Annotated in this window: 17 protein-coding genes; 4 read left to right on the forward strand and 13 right to left on the reverse strand. The window is 40.0% G+C overall.

Going from position 1 to position 21,753, the window contains the following annotated elements:
- Positions 1 to 377: 377 nt before the first annotated feature.
- From BEGALDRAFT_RS07870 to BEGALDRAFT_RS07880, 3 genes are all read right to left on the reverse strand, one after another.
- Positions 378 to 1,673 carry a hemolysin family protein gene (locus BEGALDRAFT_RS07870; protein ID WP_002685453.1) on the reverse strand — a complete coding sequence of 432 codons (1,296 nt, stop codon included), beginning with the start codon at positions 1,671 to 1,673 and terminating at the stop codon, positions 378 to 380.
- A gap of 146 nt (positions 1,674 to 1,819) precedes the next feature.
- Positions 1,820 to 3,466: a Na+/H+ antiporter gene (locus tag BEGALDRAFT_RS07875; protein WP_002685454.1), complete on the reverse strand. Its 1,647-nt coding sequence runs from the start codon at positions 3,464 to 3,466 to the stop codon at positions 1,820 to 1,822.
- A gap of 104 nt (positions 3,467 to 3,570) precedes the next feature.
- Positions 3,571 to 4,380: a penicillin-insensitive murein endopeptidase gene (locus tag BEGALDRAFT_RS07880; protein WP_002685456.1), complete on the reverse strand. Its 810-nt coding sequence runs from the start codon at positions 4,378 to 4,380 to the stop codon at positions 3,571 to 3,573.
- A gap of 82 nt (positions 4,381 to 4,462) precedes the next feature.
- On the opposite strand from BEGALDRAFT_RS07880, the gene BEGALDRAFT_RS07885 reads away from it, so the two are divergent.
- Together BEGALDRAFT_RS07885 and BEGALDRAFT_RS07890 are read left to right on the forward strand one after the other, a co-directional pair.
- Positions 4,463 to 5,122: a hypothetical protein gene (locus BEGALDRAFT_RS07885; RefSeq protein ID WP_002685458.1), complete on the forward strand. Its 660-nt coding sequence runs from the start codon at positions 4,463 to 4,465 to the stop codon at positions 5,120 to 5,122.
- A gap of 65 nt (positions 5,123 to 5,187) precedes the next feature.
- Positions 5,188 to 7,023, forward strand: a complete 1,836-nt coding sequence (locus BEGALDRAFT_RS07890) for a DUF6311 domain-containing protein (RefSeq protein ID WP_002685463.1) — start codon at positions 5,188 to 5,190, stop codon at positions 7,021 to 7,023.
- A 431-nt stretch (positions 7,024 to 7,454) separates the two neighbouring features.
- Here the strand turns inward: BEGALDRAFT_RS07890 and BEGALDRAFT_RS07895 are convergent, their stop codons facing one another.
- The 8 genes from BEGALDRAFT_RS07895 to phaE form a co-directional block, all read right to left on the reverse strand.
- A complete protein-coding gene (locus BEGALDRAFT_RS07895; protein WP_002685476.1) occupies positions 7,455 to 11,159 on the reverse strand; it encodes a PAS domain S-box protein in 3,705 nt (1,234 codons plus the stop codon).
- A 198-nt stretch (positions 11,160 to 11,357) separates the two neighbouring features.
- Complete coding sequence (locus tag BEGALDRAFT_RS07900) at positions 11,358 to 11,759, reverse strand: YchJ family protein (RefSeq protein ID WP_002685477.1); 402 nt, start codon at positions 11,757 to 11,759, stop codon at positions 11,358 to 11,360.
- A 5-nt stretch (positions 11,760 to 11,764) separates the two neighbouring features.
- Positions 11,765 to 12,547, reverse strand: coding sequence for a lipid asymmetry maintenance ABC transporter permease subunit MlaE (gene mlaE, locus BEGALDRAFT_RS07905; protein WP_002685478.1), 783 nt, complete (start codon positions 12,545 to 12,547; stop codon positions 11,765 to 11,767).
- A 3-nt stretch (positions 12,548 to 12,550) separates the two neighbouring features.
- Entirely contained in the window at positions 12,551 to 13,369 is an 819-nt protein-coding gene (locus BEGALDRAFT_RS07910) for an ABC transporter ATP-binding protein (protein WP_002685479.1), read from the reverse strand.
- Positions 13,370 to 13,372: 3 nt separating this feature from the next.
- Positions 13,373 to 14,197 (reverse strand): hypothetical protein, encoded by an 825-nt coding sequence (locus tag BEGALDRAFT_RS07915; RefSeq protein ID WP_002685480.1) that lies wholly within the window; start codon positions 14,195 to 14,197, stop codon positions 13,373 to 13,375.
- A 161-nt stretch (positions 14,198 to 14,358) separates the two neighbouring features.
- On the reverse strand, positions 14,359 to 15,192 hold the full coding sequence (locus BEGALDRAFT_RS07920; protein WP_002685487.1) for an ABC transporter permease subunit: 834 nt from the start codon (positions 15,190 to 15,192) through the stop codon (positions 14,359 to 14,361).
- A 56-nt stretch (positions 15,193 to 15,248) separates the two neighbouring features.
- Complete coding sequence (locus BEGALDRAFT_RS07925) at positions 15,249 to 15,446, reverse strand: hypothetical protein (protein ID WP_002685488.1); 198 nt, start codon at positions 15,444 to 15,446, stop codon at positions 15,249 to 15,251.
- A gap of 255 nt (positions 15,447 to 15,701) precedes the next feature.
- On the reverse strand, positions 15,702 to 16,844 hold the full coding sequence (gene phaE / locus BEGALDRAFT_RS18140; protein WP_002685489.1) for a class III poly(R)-hydroxyalkanoic acid synthase subunit PhaE: 1,143 nt from the start codon (positions 16,842 to 16,844) through the stop codon (positions 15,702 to 15,704).
- A 411-nt stretch (positions 16,845 to 17,255) separates the two neighbouring features.
- Between phaE and gspE the strand changes: the two genes are divergently transcribed.
- Together gspE and BEGALDRAFT_RS07940 are read left to right on the forward strand one after the other, a co-directional pair.
- Positions 17,256 to 18,731 carry a type II secretion system ATPase GspE gene (gene gspE / locus BEGALDRAFT_RS07935; protein WP_002685490.1) on the forward strand — a complete coding sequence of 492 codons (1,476 nt, stop codon included), beginning with the start codon at positions 17,256 to 17,258 and terminating at the stop codon, positions 18,729 to 18,731.
- Between the two features lie 31 nt (positions 18,732 to 18,762).
- A complete protein-coding gene (locus BEGALDRAFT_RS07940; RefSeq protein WP_002685491.1) occupies positions 18,763 to 19,587 on the forward strand; it encodes a hypothetical protein in 825 nt (274 codons plus the stop codon).
- Positions 19,588 to 20,163: 576 nt separating this feature from the next.
- On the opposite strand, the gene BEGALDRAFT_RS07945 is transcribed toward BEGALDRAFT_RS07940, so the two are convergent.
- Together BEGALDRAFT_RS07945 and BEGALDRAFT_RS07950 are read right to left on the reverse strand one after the other, a co-directional pair.
- On the reverse strand, positions 20,164 to 20,403 hold the full coding sequence (locus BEGALDRAFT_RS07945) for a hypothetical protein (protein WP_002685492.1): 240 nt from the start codon (positions 20,401 to 20,403) through the stop codon (positions 20,164 to 20,166).
- 121 nt (positions 20,404 to 20,524) lie between these two features.
- The coding region (locus BEGALDRAFT_RS07950; RefSeq protein WP_002685493.1) for a glycoside hydrolase family 26 protein at positions 20,525 to 21,753 on the reverse strand (1,229 nt) is incomplete at its 5' end.

Raw genomic sequence — 21,753 nt, forward strand, 5'->3', positions numbered from 1 at the left:
GATTAACCAGAGAAGATTAAAACATTGTCTGAATCAGGATTAAAAGATTGTCTGAATCAAAATTTTCAGAATTAAAAAGACAAGAAAATTAAAAGAATAAAAAATTATGTTTTTAATTGTTTTTAATTCTGCTAATTCTGAAAATTCTGTGAATTCTGATTCAGACAAAAAAAGACCTGCTAGGTTTTGAAAACCTAGCAGGTCTCTGTTTTGTTTTATAAAACTCGCCGAACTCAGGCTATATAGTTTGCCTGACTTAGGATTGACAGGATTTAAAAGATTTATTCGCGTTAGTTTTCCGTTTTAGGGGTTTAAATCCTGAAAATCCTGATTCAGACAAAAAAAGACCTGATTTTATAAATATCGCTAACCGTTGCTTAACTCACTAAGGTTACTAATATTTTATCGATGCGTTTGCCATCCATATCAACGATTTCAAAGCGTAAGCCATTCCATTCAAAGTAATCCGCGACATGGGGAATATCGCCTAAATGGGTGAGTACAAAGCCTGCTAACGTCCGATAGTAATTTTTTTCTTCATCAGGTAACTTTTGCAGTTGTAACACGTCTTTTACTTCATCAATCGGCATCATGCCATCAAGTAACCAAGAACCATCAGCACGCTGTACTGCTTTGCTAGGGTCTTCTTCTTGCAACTCTATATTGCCGACAACGGATGCAAAAATATCGTTTAATGTGACCATGCCCTCAATATTGCCGTATTCATCCACCACGAAAGCGACGGGTTTGCCTGATTGTTTAAATAAATCTAAGGCTTTTAATGCCGACATGTTTTCTGAAAAGAATAAAGGTTCGATTAATCCTGATTGTAAATCAATCTGTTGTGTTGTTAAGAGAGAGCTTAATAAATCTTTTACATGAATCACACCTAAGATATTGTCGATATTATTTTGACAAACAGGGAATTGTGAATGTCTCTTTTCCAGAATTTTTTCCCGATTGGTGCTTAGGTCATCTTCAATATTTAAACTCACGAGGCTAACACGGGGGGTCATGACTTCGGTAATGCGTCTGTCTGCAAAGCGAAAAATACGGTCAACCATGACTTGTTCCGCTTCATGAAACATCCCTGCTTGTGTGCCCTGTTCGATTAAATCCTTAATTTCTTCTTCTGTTACAGGGGTTTCTTCTTGGTGATACATTCCCAGAAATTTCAATACTTTTTCGGTTGAAAGACTGAGTAGAAACACTAACGGCGTTGCAATAATTGATAACCAACTCATGGGAATTGCAACAATTTTGGCAATGCGTTCAGGGTTGTTTAAGGCAATCCGTTTAGGAACAAGTTCACCCACAATCAGCGATAAGTAGGTGATAATTAAGACAACAATACCTAATCCGATAAAATCGCTGTAAGGTGCTAAGAAATCAATGTTCTTGATGTAGTTGGAGAGTTTTTCAGAAATTGTCGCGCCGCCAAATGCGCCCGCTAAAATCCCAATCAGTGTAATTCCAATTTGTACCGTAGATAAAAAACGGTTAGGTTCGTTGGCTAATTGTAACGCTACAATAGCTTTTTTATCGCCTTCATTAATTAGGCGTTGTAACCGTGATTTACGTGAGGAAACAATCGCCATTTCTGACATGGCAAAGATGCCATTTAAAACAACTAAGACAAGAATAAAGAAAATTTCATAACTGATGCTGGACATCTTAAATCATTTTACCTTTGCCTATCATAGGGATAGGTGATAGTGAAATTGTCGCGCTCAATGGATGGTTGCAGGTACGAGCGCAATAAATGGTTTTACGACCTGCAACCTGTTAATGCGGTTGACTGAGCCTTATTTGCTCTCGTTTAATGATTTTTCAAGCGTAACGAGTGTTCTAGGGTCAGCATGTCATGATGAATATGTGATTCGACAAGGTCTAACTGATGTTGAATTCGTCTTAATCCTTCATCACTGAGCTTGCCTTCATTGCGTAGGCTAATCACTTTCTGGCGTGTTGCTTTTAAGGCTTCGCTTTGTAGCAGGGCAACGGCAGCATCTAAAGCCGCTTGCTTTTCATCCGTGCGATTTTCTAAACGGGCAATATAACGGTTCACACGGTCTTCATACCAGTAACGAATATAGGCTAATTTTTCATAAGGAACATGGGCTAATCCTTCATTAACTAGATTGTCAATGCGTTCAATCCCTGCTTGTAAGCCTTTAATTCGTGCTTGTATTTCTTCCTTAGTGGATTCCCCATCATCGGTAACACCGAGCCAGCGAATAACAGCAGGCAGGGTTAAACCTTGTAAAACAAGGGTGGAGAATATGACGCAGAAGGTTAGAAAAATAATTAAATCCCGTGCAGGGAATGCTTGCCCATCTGCCAGATAGAGCGGAATTGCTAAGGCTGCTCCCAGTGAAACAATACCACGCATTCCTGACCAGCCAACCATTAATACCGCTTGCCATGGTGGCTGTTCTGCATGGTTTTTTCGCAAACGGGGGATGAGATAGCCCAAGAGTTGTGGAAAGTAAGCGGAGGGAAATACCCACAGTAAGCGAATAACGATAACGGCAATGCTGACAAGGCTTGCTTGCCACATTAATGTCATTAAAGGTTTTTCACTGAGGATATTTTCTAAAATAAATGGTAGTTGTAAACCAATAATAATAAATACAAATCCATTTAACACAAAGACAACCACTTGCCAGACGGCTGCTAATTCTAAACGGGTTGTCGGTTCTAAGGTTTCAGGGTTATGTCTGCCGATGTACATCCCTGTTGCAACCGTTGCTAATACGCCCGATAGGTGTAACTCTTCCGCAAAAAGATAGACCATAAAGGGGGTGAGTAACGATAAGGTGATTTGTACAGGCGGGTCGTTTAAGCGTTTTTGAATATACGCGAGTATCCAACCGAACGCTAACCCCAATAAAACACCCCCAGCGGCAACAGTGATAAATTGTAAGCTCGCAGCCCAAAAGGAGAAGCTCCCCGTAACAACTGCCGCAACAGCAAAGCGGTAGGCAATCAAACCACTGGCATCATTGATTAAGCTCTCACCTTCTAAAATTGCCACTAAACGCGGGTGTACGTTTAAACGTTGGGTGATACTGGTCGCTGCAACGGCATCAGGGGGGGAAACAATCGCCCCAAGCACTAATGCGGCTGTCCACGTTAATTCGGGAATCACCCAATGGGCAACGAGGGCAACGCCAAATGTTGTGGCAAATACTAAACCAATGGCTAAGGAGCTGATATGGCTCATATCCGCTTTAAAATCACGCCATGATGTAAATAATGCGGCTGAATAGAGTAAAGGCGGTAAAAAGCAGAGAAAAATCAGTTGTGGGTCAAGTTCTAATTTTGGTAACTCTGGTATAAAACCCAGTATTAATCCACCAATAACCAATAAGATAGGGTAGGGTATAGAGAGGTGTTTACCAAAAATTGCCAATAAAATGACAATTGCTAATAAGAGTAAAATAACAACTTCAATGATGAACATACATAAATGGGAATAATAACGTAGAAGGATGAATAGAAAGGGTTAAATGCGCAACTATCGCACAAGGTGAAAATCGTCTTATTATATCTGAATACGGTTTGTTTTTACGGTAGGCTACATTCCGTAGGCATTACTTTTGGTTTACTGGGTTTAGATTTATCATATTTTTGTTCTGCTTTCCGAGTCGCTTCCGCGCTAAACCACCAGTCAAGCTCTTTTCCACAACCATCATTTGCAGGCAAAGGGCTAGCGACATAACACTGAGGGCTATCTGTCGGACAGCGTAAGCGCACATGAAAATGACCATCATGTCCCCACCACGGGCGGATTTTAGTTTGCCATGCTACATTGGGATAGCGTTCACAAAAATGCTTTTTTATCAGTGGATTGACAAAGATACGCTCGACTTGTGGGTGCATTGCAGCCAGTTCGACCATGAATTCATGAACAGGTTGCCAGCGGTGTTTATCTAATGTTGTTTGTGCGGTATTTAAAAGGGAAATTGGGGCGAATTTCTCCCGTTCTGCCACGCTCCATAAGCGAGGTTTTTGCGGTTGTAAAAAAAGAATATCGACATCTAAACCAATTTGATGGCTACCATGTCCCGACATTGCGCCACCGCCTTCTTGTCCAATATCTCCAATTAATAAATGCCGTTGGGTTTGTCTAAAAAACTGTTTTGCCGTACTTTGTAGGAAATAAATTAGGCTAGGATGGGCATAATAGCGTTGTCGGCTTAAGCGTATCAGTTGATAGCCTTCCCCTTCTGGGGGTAATCTGCCTGCGTTTTTAATACATCCCGCAGCATGAGTGCCGAAAATTTGCGGTTGTCTGTCTTCTTCTACTGCATAGCTCAACGTGTAAGTCAAGCTTAACCAGATAAAACAATAAATTTGTAAAAGTCGTCGTTGCATTAACAATACCTCCATAAATGACAACAGTAATCTGTTGATTATTAAAATGACAATTTTATTTGCCACCATTGTTCCTTGAAATATGATGCAAGAAAAAATTATTTATCCTCAACTCCCCACACCGAGTAAGCAATGGCAATTGATGCGTCCCATTCGTTGGGTAGCAACATTATTGCGGGACTTATTCGCATTAATAGGTGTTTTAGTTGTTGGTGCGGGTTTGTTTTTTTATACCCAAGGACAACAGGCAACTGAAAAATTCGACACACAATTTATGACGTTCTTTGGGCAATTTATCGAGCGTCTCTTAGTGTCTGATATGTTAGATGCCATGATGGTAAAAACGCCAATAGAGCAAGGCGTAAAAATTCAGGATGTGATTAAATCGATTCAAACGGCTGCCCCACAAAATCGGATGAATTTAGTTGCTCGACATGCATTATCAAAGAGTTTTAGTGAACTTTCTGGTAAAGAAGCGCGTTTTTTAGAAATTTTTGAATTGGCGGATTTGCAAAACAGTTTAGCACTAGTCAGTCGTGCACCAGATTACGCGATGTTGATGCCATACCGCATTATGTTGTACGAAGATGCAAATAATCAGTTATGGCTTGCAACGTTTAATTTAAATTTGTTTGCACACAGCACAGCAAGATTGGATGAAACCATGCAATTGCAACTGCAGAATAGTCAAGAAAGTTTATTAAAAATAATCAATGCAGGTGCAAGTGGTGTTTTACCTTAAGCGTTTATTCATCCTGATTCGTTACAGCCCTATTTTTAGAGGGGAAACTTTTCACTATTTCACTCATGCACACAATTTCACGTTTTCATTGGGGACTTTTAGGCATTTATCTGCTGGGTTTGTTATGGCTTACGTATATTCCTAATAGTACCAACCCAACACTTTACCACAACTTAAGTCATTATATTACCTATTTTTTATTTACTCTTTTATGTGGATTAATAGGTATTTTCGCCCCACAGTCGCGTTATTCTCTGTTAGGAATTATGACGGGAGGATTAACGGGGCTTATTCTATTTTTTCATACCTTAGGCTTGTCTTATTTAGACCCTCGTCAAATTGGTTGGATATTGCAACCTAATCAAGATTGGCAATTTAATTTTCTTGCGTGGCAATTTTTTCGCGCTGAAGCATGGCAATTTCCACTCGGTAAAATTGCGACTTATTTCTATCCTGTGGGTTCATCGATTGGCTACGCGGATACAGTGCCATTAATGGCATTATTTTTTAAATTATTTAACCCATGGCTACCGTATGAGTTTCAATATTTAGGCTTGTGGTTATGCTTATGTTTTATGTTACAAGGTATTTTTGGCGCATTATTACTGCGTCGTATTACAGATAGCTTAGTGTTACAAACCTTAGGCGCGAGTTTATTTGTGCTCAGTCCGATTTTATTAACCCGAATTGGACATATTACTTTATGTTCCCAATGGTTACTGCTAGCTGGATTATATTTATATAGTTTTCCCGCACAACATTACTCTGCCCGTGCTTGGTTTTGGCGTTGGGGATTGCTTGCCCTACTCAGTGCAATGATTCACCCTTATCTAACAGCGATGGTTTGCGGATTAGTGGTCGCTTTTTATGGGCGCATTATGGGCATAGAGCGACAACAGTCATTAAAGCAAGGTATTTTTTATTTTTGCTTAATCATTGCTTTAGTTTTTGTTGCATGGTGGCAAATTGGATTATTTTTAATTCCAAGTACACAAAGCGTTGCGACTCAAACCAGTTTGGGCTACTACTCCATGAATTTGCTAGCCCCTTTAGATTCCATGGGATTTGCCTTGAGCTTCCCTACAATTCCTAAAGCCACAGGGGGACAATATGAAGGGATTAATTATTTTGGACTGGGCGGTATTTTCCTGAGTGTTTGGGCAATTTACGCGCTTTTTCGTTATCCACCCCAAAAGAAAACGGTCTTATTTTACCTACCACTCTTATTACTCTGCGTCGGTTTTACCCTGCTTGCATTAAGCAATAAAGGGACATTTGCGGATAAAGTGTTATGGGATTGGAACAGTCAATATTTTTCGCTGTTAAATGTTTTTCAATCGTCGGGGCGTTTCTTTTGGACGGTCAACTATTTTATTCTTTTTAGTGCTTTAGTCTTATATATCCATAGATTTCAGGAAAAATCGGCAATCTTTGGTTTGCTCCTCATACTTATATTACAAGCGATTGATTTATCTCCTTTACATTACGCCAATATAGCCCATCAACAAGATAGTAAAGCGTTTGTATGGGACAATCCATTAAAAAATCCATTATGGGAAAAAGCAGCTCCGCATTATCATCATCTCGTGATGATGGGGTCGCCGAATATTTGCGGGATGTCGGTTGGAGAAGCTACCCCTTATGCGTATTTAGCGGCTAAGTATGGACTAACGTTTAATAGCGGACGGGCGGCACGAGTGAATATTGTGCAGGTGCAAACAATTTGCGAACAGACCTTGCAACAGATTCAGCAAGGACAAATTGCCGACGATAGTATTTACGTTCTGCATCCAAACTATGCACAACAGTTGGAAAGTCAAGCAAAAATCCCGTTATTGTGCGGTGATATAGACGGGGCGCGGGCGTGTGTTACACAAAAAAGTGCAACGTTATGGCAATAATACAAAGTGCGATATATGACTGTTTTTAATAAAAAAATTCAAACATAACCTGAGTTTGGCGAGTTTAAAAAAAAAGACAACAGCTTGTCTGAATCAGAATTCACAGAATTTTCAGAATTAGCAGAATTAAGAAGCGTTATTCACCTTAAATGTTTGGTTTTAGGGTTTTAAATTCCGTTAATTCTTGAAAATCCTGATTCAGACAATGTTTTAATCTAGTCTGGTGAATTCCGATGAAAAACAAGAGAGTAATCTCCGCCAGTCCTTCAACCCTTTTCGCGTGTTCCGACAGACCTGCTAGGTTTTGAAAACCTAGCAGGTCTCTGTTTTATTTTATAAAACTCGCCGAACTCAGGTTAGCACTACTAAAAAAGAAAGGCAGGTATTTAACCTGCCTTTCTTTGTTATAAACTGCATCAAATTACACAAAATTAAGAGAGTTTTTCAAAACTCGCTAATTTATTCACAATACTCAATAATAACCGCCGTTTATCATTTAACACAACACGGCTTGCCATCACATCAGTTTCAAAAATATTCCCTGTGCGATGCTGTTCACTGCGTTGTTTATGCATGATGGCTTGTTCATTCGTCATCAATAAACTGTAATACTCACGCACTGCTTCACTATGCGTATTGGAAGGTAAAACCAAAGTAAATGGTTGCCCTAATAATTCTTCTTGGCGATAACCATATAATTCTGCATAAGTACGATTAACACGTAAAAAGCGACCACGATCATCTGTTAAGCATAGCCCGACCTTACTAGCATCGAAAACAGCGGCTAACATCACTTCATCATCATATGAAGTATCCAATGCTTGAGGCTCTAAAGGCACTTCATATCCTAAATACCATGCAGACCATTTAGGCAGTGAGAAATAACGCGCTAAGTTATACCAAACCACGGTTTTTAATTGCCCATCTTTTGCCGTCAGTAAACTTTCCCACTGGAATGGAGATTTGTTGCTGGGGTTTAAAAGAATATCATCTAGTTGGTCGATACTTGGATATAACTGCTTCAAGGCAGCGGGGTCGCCTAACATTTCCTCGCTGCTATAGCCTGTAATCACTTCGCTTTCAGTATTCCAGACTAATAAAACGCCCGCTTTATCAAATGCCATGAGCATAAATGGCAAGTTATGTAGGGCTTCATACACGCTATCATCAGGAACTTTATTAATTGGCAATGTGGTCGTTAAATTATCTTGCAACGGCGTTGCATAAATAATCACCCCACTGACACGCCCTAAGCTGTCATGATATGGCAATTTGTCAATTTTTAAGCGGATTGCTTCACCTGTTTTAGTCGGATAAGTCTGTAAAATACCTAATTGCGCTAACCCGTTACGTAAAACATCTTTACCATCGGTTAACTGCATGACTAACGGATTGTCTAAACCAAAGGTTGTATCTGCCAGTAAGTTTTGGCGAATTAACTGATTTTCTTTATCTCGATACCAGATAAATGCGGGAATTGTGTTTAAAATCACATGATTTTCTTCTGCTTGTTTATATAAGGTATCTCGTGTGCGTTGTTGCTCACTGATATCGTGTAATAAACCAAAGCTAAACAGAATATTACCCGCTGTATCGCGTACTGCATCCACCCGTTCCCAAACGGGGAAAATTAGCCCGTCTTGCGTATGAACTTCTAATTCACCCTCCCAACTTCCCCCTTCTTCTAATGCAGGATGTACATCTCTTTCCCAAATCATCAGTGAGGAATCAGAATAATAGGTGCGGTAATTCATTTGCCGTGAATCTTTTGTTGTGTAACCGACTAAGCGTTCATGAGCAGGATTGACATAAACGACTTGTCCTTCAGGATTACTGACAAAAATTGCTTCGGCAGATGATTCAATAATGGATTTAAATAAGCGTAAATGTCCTTGTGCTTTTTTCCGCTCTGTGACATCGATACCAACCCCAAAAATATAATCGAGCGCGCCATTTGCTTTAACAATCGCACGGCTATGCCATTCTACTAATAAAGGCACGCCTGTTTTACTCAATACGTGACTTTCTAATAAAGACGGTTGCATCGATTTACGCAGGGTATCAAACTCCGTTGCAACAATTCCGCGTTCATTTTCAGGAACAAAACTTAAATATTCTTTACCAGTGACTTCTTCCAAGCTATAGCCTAAGGCATTCAGCATTGCCTTATTCATTAAACGAATTTTGCCGTCAGGTTCAAGGGCAAAGAAGAAAGCAGGTGAGGCTTGAACAAGGGTATTGATAAAGTCGCGTTCTTTACGCAAGGCTTCTTCTGCTGCTTTACGTTCGGTAATATCGCGCACGGTTGCACAAATTAAGGAACGCCCTTGAAATAGGTAAGTGTTGCCTGTGGAGATTTCTACGGGAAAGACTGTACCGTCTTTTTTCCGATGCCAACGCAGTGGAATCGTTTGTACTTTTTTCGTTATGCCACCGCCAAATGCTGAACGTTGTTTCATGGATTCAGCCGAAACATCTTCCGTTTTTAAACGCAACCAGTCTTCTTTACTAAACCCATATAAATCGACAGCGGCATGATTGACATCAAAAATCTGTTGTGTGTTTGCATCAAACACAATCGTCGGATTAGAAGAGGCTTCAAACAGTTGACGATATTTGGATTCACTTTCCCATAACGCAGTCTCAATTTTTTGTCGCTCGGTAATATCATGGACGATAATCATTAAGACTTGACGACCCCGCCAAATAAATGGATTTGCAGTGACTTCTACGGGGAAAACCGTCCCATCTTCTTTTTTATGATACTGCTGAGAGGTATATTTCAGCCCTTTTTTAATAGATTTTGCTGTTTTTTCAGGTTGCGCGGATAAATCCAACGTCTTCATTTTTAATAAATCATTGCGCCCATATCCATACATTTGGACAGAGGCTTTATTGATTTCTAAAATTTCGGTGCTGTCCGCATCAATTAAAAAGACGGCATTATTTTCGACTTCTAATAACTGCCGATATTTTTTCTCAGTTTCCTGTAATTCCTCTTCAACACGCCGAGTTTCAGTAACATCGATATGCGTACCGACGATACGTTGTGGTTTACCGTTAGCATCCCGTACGGCAACGGCACGGCTTAAAATCCAGCGATAGCTTCCGTCTTTATGTTGTAAACGGTGGGTATTTTCACAAGCAGGGGTTACACCTTCTAAATGATTTTGAATATCCGCCATGACTTTTTTATAGTCAGAGGGATGAATGCGTTGATGCCATGTATCAATATGATTAGGCAATTCAGCTTCTTCAAAGCCCAACATTTTTTTCCAACGGCTGGAAAAGTGCACTTCGTTTGTATCTAAGTTCCAATCCCATAATTCATAGTTATGATCGCTTGCCGCTTCGGGGGAACTATTCCGTTTTTGAATTTCCTTCCGAATGGCTAATTCATTTTCTTTATAATGGGTAATGTCTGAGAAAGAGATAACCACCGCATAGGGGGTGGTGACATCATCACGCCACAGCGGGTAAGAATTAACGCGTAACCAAAAAATACTTTCATCCGATTTAACAACCCCCATCACAACATCAGAGTAAGCCTGACCCGTGCGGAGTGTACAAATAGCGGGATGGGTTTCTGTTGGAAAAGGAGAGCCATCTTCATGAATAGCACGCCAATCAGGGTCTATCAGTGTCCAGCCCATCATTTGTTCAGCAGGTAAACCGATAATTCGTTCAGCACTGGGGTTGCACGCGCCAATCGTGCCATTTGCATACTGTAAGACCACGCCTTCTTGCAGCACACTAAGGATTTCATCCGCAATCATCGGCTGTTCACGTCCTGTAATATCCATCCCTACAGCGTGATAAGCATATTCTTGCGAAGCGGCACCGTTAATTTCCCATAGAATCTGGCGATAAGAGCCGTCGTGATGGCGGAAGCGACAGGCAAATGACACAGATGCCATGCCTTTTTCTAACTGCTCAAAATAGTATTTGGTAGAAGGCTGATCTTCCTGATGCACGAAAGCAAAAAAAGTCTTTGCTAACAATTGCCCAGTTGATAACCCTAGGGTTTTTTCCCAAGCAGAGTTCACTTCTTTAAATTGACATTCATTGTCGAGAATGCCAAACATTGCGGATGAACGCCAGAAAAAGCGAGAGTGACGAGGGTTGTTCACTGCCATGCAATCTAATCCTCTACGGCGGTTGTTGACCGTATAACCCCGATGTATCGGTATGCGGTGCGAGCGTGGGGCGGTTGATCCTAGTTCTTGTTGCTTAGTATAAAGGAGTTTTTCCTAGAAATAATGATAGCTGTTACGCATTCACAAGGAATAGGGTAGAAATTGTTTATTTGTAAGGATGGGCAATTATCACGCCAATTATTCACATAATTGACCATCGACATAAAACCATTGTTGACCAATTCGAACAAAATGACTGATTTCTTCTAAGCGACCGCCCCGTCCAGTCGGCAATTTGTAATAGGCTTTAAAATGGACAACACCTTGTGTCTCTGTTGCACTGCCTGCTTGTGTCTTAACGATTTGTAAACGTGTCCAACGATGAGCTTCGGTTAAATTTAACGTCGTGGGACACGTTTCAGGATGCCAAGTAGCGCGTAAATAATCTGTATTTCCCAAGACATATGCCGTATAGCGAGAACGCATTAAGGCTTCTGCGGTGGGGGGAAAAACTTCCCCCTGCATATAGAGCAAACAGCACTGTTGCAAGGGGCGTTCAGAACCACAGGGGCAAGGATTAATCAGCGGTTTCTTCGGCATGAATTTTAAATATCGTTGAACATTAAAGCGGTTAACATGAAATCTAATGCTAAGGTTGCTAATGCAGAATAGACTACGGTGCGTGTGGTTGCGCGACTAATGCCTTCAGAAGTTGGAATACAATCATAGCCTTCAAATACCGCTATCCACGTTACCGCAATCCCAAATACGAAACTTTTCAGTAAGCCGTTAAAAATATCATCATAAAATTCAACGGTGCTTTGCATTTGTGACCAATAAGAACCTGCATCAACACCTAATAAATTAACAACGACTAAATGCCCGCCAAAAATCCCAACCATGCTGAACATGGCAGCGAGCAAAGGCATGGCGAATAAACCCGCAATAAATCGCGGGGCAATCACACGGTGATAGGGATTCACTGCCATCATTTCCATTGCCGCAAGCTGTTCTGTTGCTTTCATCAAACCAATTTCTGCGGTTAATGCAGAGCCTGCACGCCCTGCGAATAAAATAGCGGTTAAGACGGGCCCTAATTCACGCAACAAAGATAAAGAAACCATCACGCCCAACATTTCTGTTGCATTAAAATTTACTAAAATATTATAGCCTTGCAGACCCAACACCATACCAACGAATAAGCCTGATACTAAAATTAAACTGAGTGATAACACCCCAACAGAATATAATTGAGCAATCACTAAACGGGGGCGCATGAATAAACTCGGTACGCCCGATAACAAATTCAGCATAAAAATGACGCTACGCCCAAGCCGTTCAAAAATGGCAAGTGTTTGATGACCGATAGCTTGTAAATGGTCTAGCATGACTTATCCCTGCTCCGCGCCTAATAAATCCGTTTGATAATCCACCCCTTGATAATGAAAAGGGACAGGGCCATCAGGTTCTGCATTCATAAATTGTCTAACCCATGCCGATTCTGACTGTTTTAATTCATCAGGATGCCCTTCACCGACGACTTTTCCATTAGAAATAATATAAATTTTATCGGCAATACTGGCGGTTTCATGAATATCATGCGACACAATCAAACTTGTCACCCCCAATGATTTATTAATCGAACTGATTAAACGTACTAAAACCCCCATAGAAATAGGGTCTTGTCCTGTAAAAGGTTCATCATACATAATCATCATTGGGTCTAACACCAACGCCCGCGCCAGCGCAACCCGTCGCGCCATGCCGCCCGATAATTGACTGGGCATTAAATGCCGTGCATTTCGCAATCCGACTGCGTGCAATTTCATCAAAACTAAGTGGTGAATTAAGGATTCAGGCAACTGCGTATGCTCACGTAAAGGAAAGGCAACGTTTTCAAAAACGGTTAAATCGGTTAATAACGCGCCACTTTGAAACAACATGCCGATTTTTTTCCGCAATTGATACAGGTCATGCAACGATACTTTATTAACATCCATTCCATCAACGATTAACGACCCTGCTTGTGGGCGCAATTGTCGTCCGATTAAACTCAATAACGTCGTTTTTCCCGTACCACTTGGGCCCATAATGGCGGTGACTTTACCACGTGGGATGTCCATATCAATATTGTCAAAAATGACCCGTTGCCCTCGTGAAAAGCACAAGCCCCGTATTTTAATCAGCATATCATTGCTTGAATCTGTCATGTGTTATCCCACTTTTTTCCAAACTTCTTCTAATTCTGTCGCCGTAAACGCATCAGGTTCGATGACACGTCGTTGTTGAAATAAAACTTTCTGCATCTGCGGTTCAATGCCGTAATTCCAGCAAATGCTTTTCATAATAAAATAAATCAGTTCTGTTGCTTTAAAGTTATGAAAATGGTCAAAACCGAAATCAAACGTATTTGGCGTGGATAATTGACTTAAAGCAACTCGATAAAAAATTTTAAATAGCGTCTCATACGGCAATTTTTCCCCACGAGTTAAGCGCGTAACAATATCTTTTTCTGCACGAATCACAGGCAAATAAGGATTTTTAGTTGCACTATTTAATTCGGCATCAAAATATTGCAACAACAATTCAGGTGCGCTCATGCCCTGTTGTAAAACGATTTGTGACGGAAAGCGTAAAATAGCCAGCGCGTCACAACGACAGAATTGGATTAAATCTTCTAATACCACACCATCCGCTTGCGCGTGTATTACAATTTGTTCGCCCGTCGCATACTGCTCAGGTCTCTCAACCTTGGCAAGTTGGCGCAAATGATTGTCAGTCACTTCACCTAAATAAAAGCCTGCATTAGTAAAAGTTTTTTGTCGGATACGATTATCTAAATAGTCATTATGTGTTCGTAATAGAATATCGCCCGCTTTGATTAAACGCATAACCTCTCGTGTATCTTTACCCTTTAAAACAAAGCTGTGCGGGCGGTAGGTTAAAAAAAACGGTGTTTTATAAAATCGTAAATGACTCAATACGGTCATTAAGTTTTCTACAAACGTTTTCTTTTGTATGGTTGGAGTTTCCGACATAAAAAGTTCCTTATGCACTCAATATGCACTATGCCAAACGCTTTACTGTTTTAAACCATTAAAATACACAGTAGAAATGAATGGAAAATTTCTTATAGTTTAACATCTTGGCTTTTTTGATGACAGGCATGTAAACGGCTGAACCCTATGAATATCAACTTTTATTGCACACGTTCATTGTCCAATCGCCAAATACTCAGCAAAAGAAATAAGCCAATCATAATCAGGTAATAAATAATATCTTGTGTATTTAATATCCCTTGCAATAAGGGCTGATAATGATTTGCGAATGATAAATAGGCTAAAACACTGTTTGGCGCATCACTTAAAACATCGATAATCCATAAAAATAGTAAACATCCAAATGTCCCCACCGCAGCAATAATGGGATGTTGGGTTAATGTGGATAGGTATAAACCAATCGCACTCATTGCCGCCACAAGCAAGCCAAGCCCTAACACACAAAGGCTTAATTGTCCAAGGTCTAAATGCCCACCGAGTAAAAGACTTAAAGACATCAAGGCGGGCAAACTCATCAGCAAGAGATAAAAGAGTAATAATCCGCAATATTTTCCTAAAATAATATCAGCACTTGAGACAGGCGCAGAGAGTAACAAGGCTAAGGTTTTGTTGCGACGTTCTTCACTGATTAAACGCATGGTTAATAATGGGGTAATCAGTAAAAACAACATACCCGCCCAAACATAAAGATAACCCACCACAATATCTGTTAATCCAAGTGCATTGGGCGTGTGATTAATTTGTGCTTGTACACTCGGACTTAAAAACAGTTCAACTTGTTTCGCAAATAGAAAAGCAAGGATTAATTGCACTACGCCTAAAATAATCCATGCAAGCGGGGAATAAAAAAGGGCGCGTAGTTCTCGAGTTGCTATCGTCCACATGGTTGGTTGATGAATGGCAGAGCGTTGAGAAATTGGGAGGCCTGTTGTTGTATATGGCGAAAGCAATTCATCATAACAAGCCTTGCCCATTGAAAGAAGTGATACAAAGTGAAGTAACTATTTAATAAAAAATAAAAATACTGATTTTAAACGCTTAACAACAGAATATCATTACGACTCACCACTTGATAATTCTGCTTATACGTCAAGGTGACAAAACCACCCCGTAAACTAGAAATAACTTCTATTCGATGATTGTCCACCAACGCGACGCAGGGAACGCCAATTGCGTAGCGTGCTGATTTTTCCAAACGTTCTAAGGTTTTAGTGATAGATGTTGACATGATGCACCGCCTGATAATTAACTCATTAAGTTCTATCAGAGAACAGACTTAACAAATTAGGTAGTGCTAAACCAGTCAAGTTTTACTCATTAATCTGTCTGAATCAGGATTAGCGCGTTTAAAACCTGACATGTTTAGCACTACCATATTTCTCAACTTAGAATTGCTGATTATTAATTACGGTGGGGATATATGCCAATAAACACAAGTCGGATAAGTACATCATAAAAAATGATTAAAGCAGCCTATACCCTGTTACGATGGCTTATCCGTAGGCTTAGGGGGTTGACGTGGTGCAATATTTTTCTTTTCGATTTTCTCTGTACGTTTAATTAACTCCACTTCTGCCCGCAAAACTTTGATTTCATCTTTTAAATCTTCATACGACAAGACTTCTTTGCTAGGTTCACTCGTTTCAGTCTGCGTTTTTTTAATTTCTCGCCGCATTTCCTGCATACGTTTATGTAACGTATTTAAGCCTCTTCGTGTAGGCATATTTAACGTGCCTAAGATTTCATCAATCATGCGCTGCTCATGCTGTTTCCACGTCATCAAGCTATTTAATAAACGGGCATTCACTTCGCTATACTCATCCGTTTTGACAATATCCGCATAGGCTAATTCGCCACATTCAACCCATTCATCATATAACACCCGTAAGCTATTAATTGCCGTTTTTTGCTGTACATGTTGAAGTAACCTATCGCGCAATAACGCTACTGTATGAATAATAATCAATTGAAACTGATGATTATAATCCTGCTGTGCCGCTTGATAGTTTAATAATAATTGCAAGCCTTTTTGAATTTGTGTTTGCCATTCACGGGTATAACCAACGGCAGGCATTGATAAAAGGTGCTCTAATTTTTCCTGTTGCGCTAATTGCTCAGGTTTTAACCCTGTTTTCACGTTTTGTAAAAAATCGCTTGGAAATTGCGATAAAGCAGAAAATGTACGCCCCCAATTATCTAATGGAAGATTCCAAAAACCCGGTACGTTTTTTTGTTCCTGCAAATATTTCAGAAGATTATCGCGCAATGTCTGCAAAGCGGTTTCAATGTGCAAAATACTCTCTTCTGTATCATCACCATCGTGTTTAAAAGATTGAAAAATTTCAAAAAATTCTTGATTAAACTGAAAATAATTTTTACCTTGATCGATAAACTTACGAAGGATGGTTTGATTTTCGCTAGGAATTATTGGGGAAAGGGCTTGCCACCACAACTCAATGTTTGCAAGCCAAGGGGCGATATTTTGTAAACTGTCGGGTTCATCTGTAGAAGCTGTATCAGCTTTCGCCTGCAACAACTGCCGAGTGAGGTTTAGCCACATATCCCAGTATTGCTGTTGGAGAGTCAACCACGGTGTTTGTGCAGGAGCAGAGTTGTTATCTTTCATTGTAAATGCATAGCATGTGCAAAGTGAATACTTTAAACATCATAGCAAATAAGTAGGCAACTTTGTTATTCATCGCCACCGACAGCAGGCGGATTAACAGCAATCAGTCGTGGAAAATACATAATATTCAATTGCATGGATTCACATTAACCCACAAATATCAAGAATATTCTATTATTTTATATTAGAGTCCCTAGCGAGAAATCACTTTACATCTATAGTATCAATGGGCATCTCATTGCAAAAAAGGATTTATTTTTTAATTTATTATTTCACCCGCATTTTTATAATACAATGAAATAATTAGCCTAAGTTTTCCATCATAAGCGACTAAGTTTTAAAACTTTACTCACTGAATTCAAGTTTAATAACTTAATTTTGTTATCTCACATCAATTTATTACCATCATTTATGAACATGTCTGTTACGTTACCTTTTGCATTTGCAAAGCGACACGGTGTTATCCTCAAACAACTCACAGATGAGTCAGCCCATTTATATTACCGTGCCGACTTAAATTTACAGACTTTAAACGAGATTCGCCGTTTTCTAGCACGCCCTTTGCAACTAGAAGCAATATCCAATGAACAATTTGATATTTTGCTCACTCGCCATTATGAGCAACAGGCGAATCAATCCATGCAAATGATGGAAGGTATCGGCGACGAACTAGATTTATTCCAAGTTGCCCAACAACTCTCTTCAGAACCTGAAGATTTATTAGAAAGCAGTGATGATGCCCCCATCATCCGCTTAATTAATGCCCTGTTATCAGAAGCAATTAAAGAAAACGCCTCCGATATTCATATCGAACCTTTTGAAAGCCGTTTAGTCGTGCGTTTTCGAATTGATGGCGTATTGCGCGAAGTCCTACAACCCCGACGTGTATTAGCCCCGCTGTTAGTCTCGCGTATAAAAGTAATGGCAAAACTGGATATTGCTGAAAAACGCTTACCACAAGATGGACGGATTTCCCTACGGATTGCAGGACGAGCAGTTGACGTGCGGGTCTCAACAATTCCAAGCGGACACGGCGAACGAGTCGTTTTACGACTTTTAGATAAACAGGCAGGACGACTTAATTTACAAGATATTGGGATGCCTTCTACCATGTTAGAACGCTTACAAACCCAATTGATGAAACCACATGGCATTATTTTAGTCACAGGCCCAACAGGCTCAGGCAAAACCACCAGCTTGTACGCCATGCTTAACCATCTTAACGACCATAGCCGTAATATCATGACGGTTGAAGACCCAATTGAATACTACCTAGATGGTATTGGACAAACACAAGTAAATAGTAAAGTGAATATGACATTTGCGCGAGGTTTACGCGCAATCTTACGGCAAGACCCTGATGTTGTTATGGTAGGGGAAATTCGTGATGCAGAAACGGCACAAATTGCCGTACAAGCCAGCTTAACAGGGCACTTAGTATTATCGACCTTACATACTAATACCGCCATTGGTGCAGTGACACGGCTACGGGATATGGGTATAGAACCCTTTTTACTGTCATCCAGTCTTTTATCAGTGATGTCACAACGCCTTGTCCGTTTACTCTGCCCCCACTGCAAAACCTTAACCCCAGCAACAGAACTAGAACAACACACCCTACAACATCACACAAGGGATTTCATGTTGTACCAAGCCCAAGGTTGCAAACACTGCAATCATATCGGCTACAAAGGACGAACAGGCATTTATGAATTAATTGATATCGACAGTACCTTACGCACCATGATTCACGACCAAACAGGACAACATGCCTTAGAAAACTATGCGCATCAACAACATCACAACATGTTGCACAATGGCACGCAAGAAGTTTTAGCAGGCAATACCACTGTAGAAGAATTATTGCGCGTCACACAGGAAGGATAAACATAAAGTACTGTCTTGGAGAGCAACAAGAGTGGCGATAAAAATTACGGAACAACTACGCAATCGTTTAAAAGGGCTAGAAGTAGAGCAATTGCGTCAAGAAGGCGATTTAAAAAAACTACGCGATTTTAAACGCATCGTACATGATTTCGAATCTGTATTAAGCAGGATAGACTCTTATCAAATCGAAAAAGAAGATTTTGATTACGCGACACTACGTGATATGGACGAAATCAGTCGACTAGAGGCTAAACTACATAAAATCGAGACAGAATATGAAGTTAAAGACTATAACGAAAGACGCTATTTTGAGGAAATTCACAAATTAAAAAAAGAGTTGTTACACGAAAACGAACCACAGCAACCAACAGAAGAGTTGGATGAAGATGAACAATATCTTGCTGAGTTAAATCAACTAAAAGCAAGCCTATTACTTGCAGATATGGAGAAAAAAATTGCGCAGTCTGCCCCAGCGCGAACAGCCACGCCACCTCCAAAAAATAAGACAGAAACGGTTAAACACGCTAGCCCCGTAAAACCGTCACAACCACCTGCAATGAATAATAAAGCACCTGCCATCCAATCGGCGGTAGCTCCCGTTGCCAAAGTCGCCAAAAAAGTGACACCTGCAACGCCCAAAGCTGAACCAAAAGCGACAAAACCGACCACAGAGGCTTATGTTATCTGTCTCATTTTTAATAAAGACCACCCCAAAGAATGGTCGGATGATGCAGGGGGAGGCTGGCGCGAAAAGGGCTTAGGTATGCGTTACACTGACCAAGAACAAGTGAAACGAATCTATCAAAAATTAAAACAACAATGGCCTGATTATCCTTTACGAGTTATTAAACGCTAATTGCATGAGTTGTAATATATTTTTAAAGTAAAACAGAGACCTGCTAGGTTTTAAAAACCTAGCAGGTCTTTTTTTGTCTGAATCAGAATTCACAGAATTTTCAGAATTAGCAGAATTAAAAACATAATTTTTATTCTTTACCTGAGTTCTAGCGAGTTTCTGTTAAAAAAACAACGATTTGTCTGAATCAGAATTCACAAAATTTTCAGAATTAGCAGAATTAAAAAGCATGATTCATCTTACTTTTTGGTTTAAGGGTTTTAAATTCTGCTAATTCTGTTAATTCTGAAAATCCTGATTCAGACAATGTTGTAATCTTTTCTGGTGAATCTTGATGAAAAAAAAGAGAATAATCTCTGCCAGTCCGTCAACCCTTTTCGCGTGTTCCAACAGACCTGCTAGGTTTTGAAAACCTAGCAGGTCTCTGTTTTATTTTATAAAACTCGCCGAACTTAGGTTCTTTTAATTTTCTTGTCTTTTTAATTCTGAAAATTCTGATTCAGACAATCTTTTAATCCTGAAAATTCTGATTCAGACAAACTGTTGTCTTTTTAAAAGAATCTCGCAGAACTTAGGTTATTTATTACCCTCCGATTTCATCCATGCGCACAACGTTTGCCAATCCTCAGCATGGACGATTTCTTCTTTATCATCATCAATAATAACAATCACGCCCTTCATTGTTGCCTCAGGTAATAATTGAATAAAATCCTGAGCCAATGCCAGACTGTCAAAAACAACTTGTTTATTTCCTATTTCTCCCACAGGACGTGCGACTTTATCTGACTCGGCAATATGCCATAAAGAAAATGTCATGAATGCTTACTCCCAATTCACAAACGATAAACACAGCTCATAAAAAAAGGATACTATCAATATCAATAGTATCCTTTGACTCATACTAATGCGTTAAACATCAGTAAGGTACACAATTGTGTTATTTACGGATAAAAATCCCAACACCTGAGCGGAATAAATCTTCTGTAAACATATAAGTTAAGTAACCATCATGACCAATCCGCCAATTCACCAGACGATTACCGATTTCACTTTCTGTTTTACTCCAATCAAACCAACTAATCAGCTTAATTTTGGGATACAGTTCTCGATAAGTTGGGTCAAAGACTTGTCGCCACCATAGTTGTTTAATCAATTGCTCTTCGTCTGCGCCTTGCCCATCAGGCACAAATAACGCGGCTGTTTCAGGAATTGCTAACGGTTTATTCTTTCCTTCAGCATAAATACCATAAAAATCAGGAACAATACTCTCATCACCTGAGTAGCCTACATATCTTCCTGTTAATTGAGCGATAAATTTGCCATGCTCAGGAATTTCATTTTCACCCCATGGATAAGCACTTCCCCAGTGGTATAAACTCATGCCCACCCAATCTACCGCGTCATCCCCTGGATAATAAGGTGCGTAAGAATCATCGGCTTTATCTAATACACCATTACCATTGGTATCTAATAGATGAAAATCGCTTGCAGTTGGTTTTGCTTCATAAACGCCCCCTGTAAATGGATAACCACCACCGTTATTTGGGGCCCACAGCATAGCTGAGTTTGTCGTCACACGATGTATTGCTTCCGCGATAGCACGGAAAGCACGAATATATTCAAGAGGTTGTTGCGACCATGAATACCAAGAACCATTCATTTCATGTGCAAACCGCACTAAGACAGGCACACCCATATCGTTATAGCCTTTAAGCCGTTGCGCGAGTTTTTCTGCTTCCTCTGCCGTAACAACGGATAAGCCTGCATGAGGTTCTAACGTCAGAATCATCATTGCGCCTGTACCCGTATTTTTAATTTGTTCAATACTTTGGTCTAACCATTGACCATCTTCATCAGAAATGGGAAAGGTTTCAAAACGAACAAACGCATTGAGGTTTAAGCCGAAACTGTCATTCGTGCCTTGTACGCTTGCATTTGTCCAGTCAATATTTGCGCCAAAATATGCGCCTGTTAAAGGCTCTAAACGATTTAAACGAACTTCTTTCAGGTGTACTAAGGTAAATGTGTCATCGCTACTTTGTGTTAATAATGCTTGATAAATCACATTCGCTTCAGGAATATCGACAAAAGGCACTAATAATTGCACCTGTCCTGTAATGTCATAAACCACTTTAGCGTGGCAAGATTCTATATCTGGCCATGGGT

The sequence above is a fragment of the Beggiatoa alba B18LD genome (assembly GCF_000245015.1).
In the GTDB taxonomy this organism is placed as follows: Bacteria; Pseudomonadota; Gammaproteobacteria; order Beggiatoales; family Beggiatoaceae; genus Beggiatoa; species Beggiatoa alba.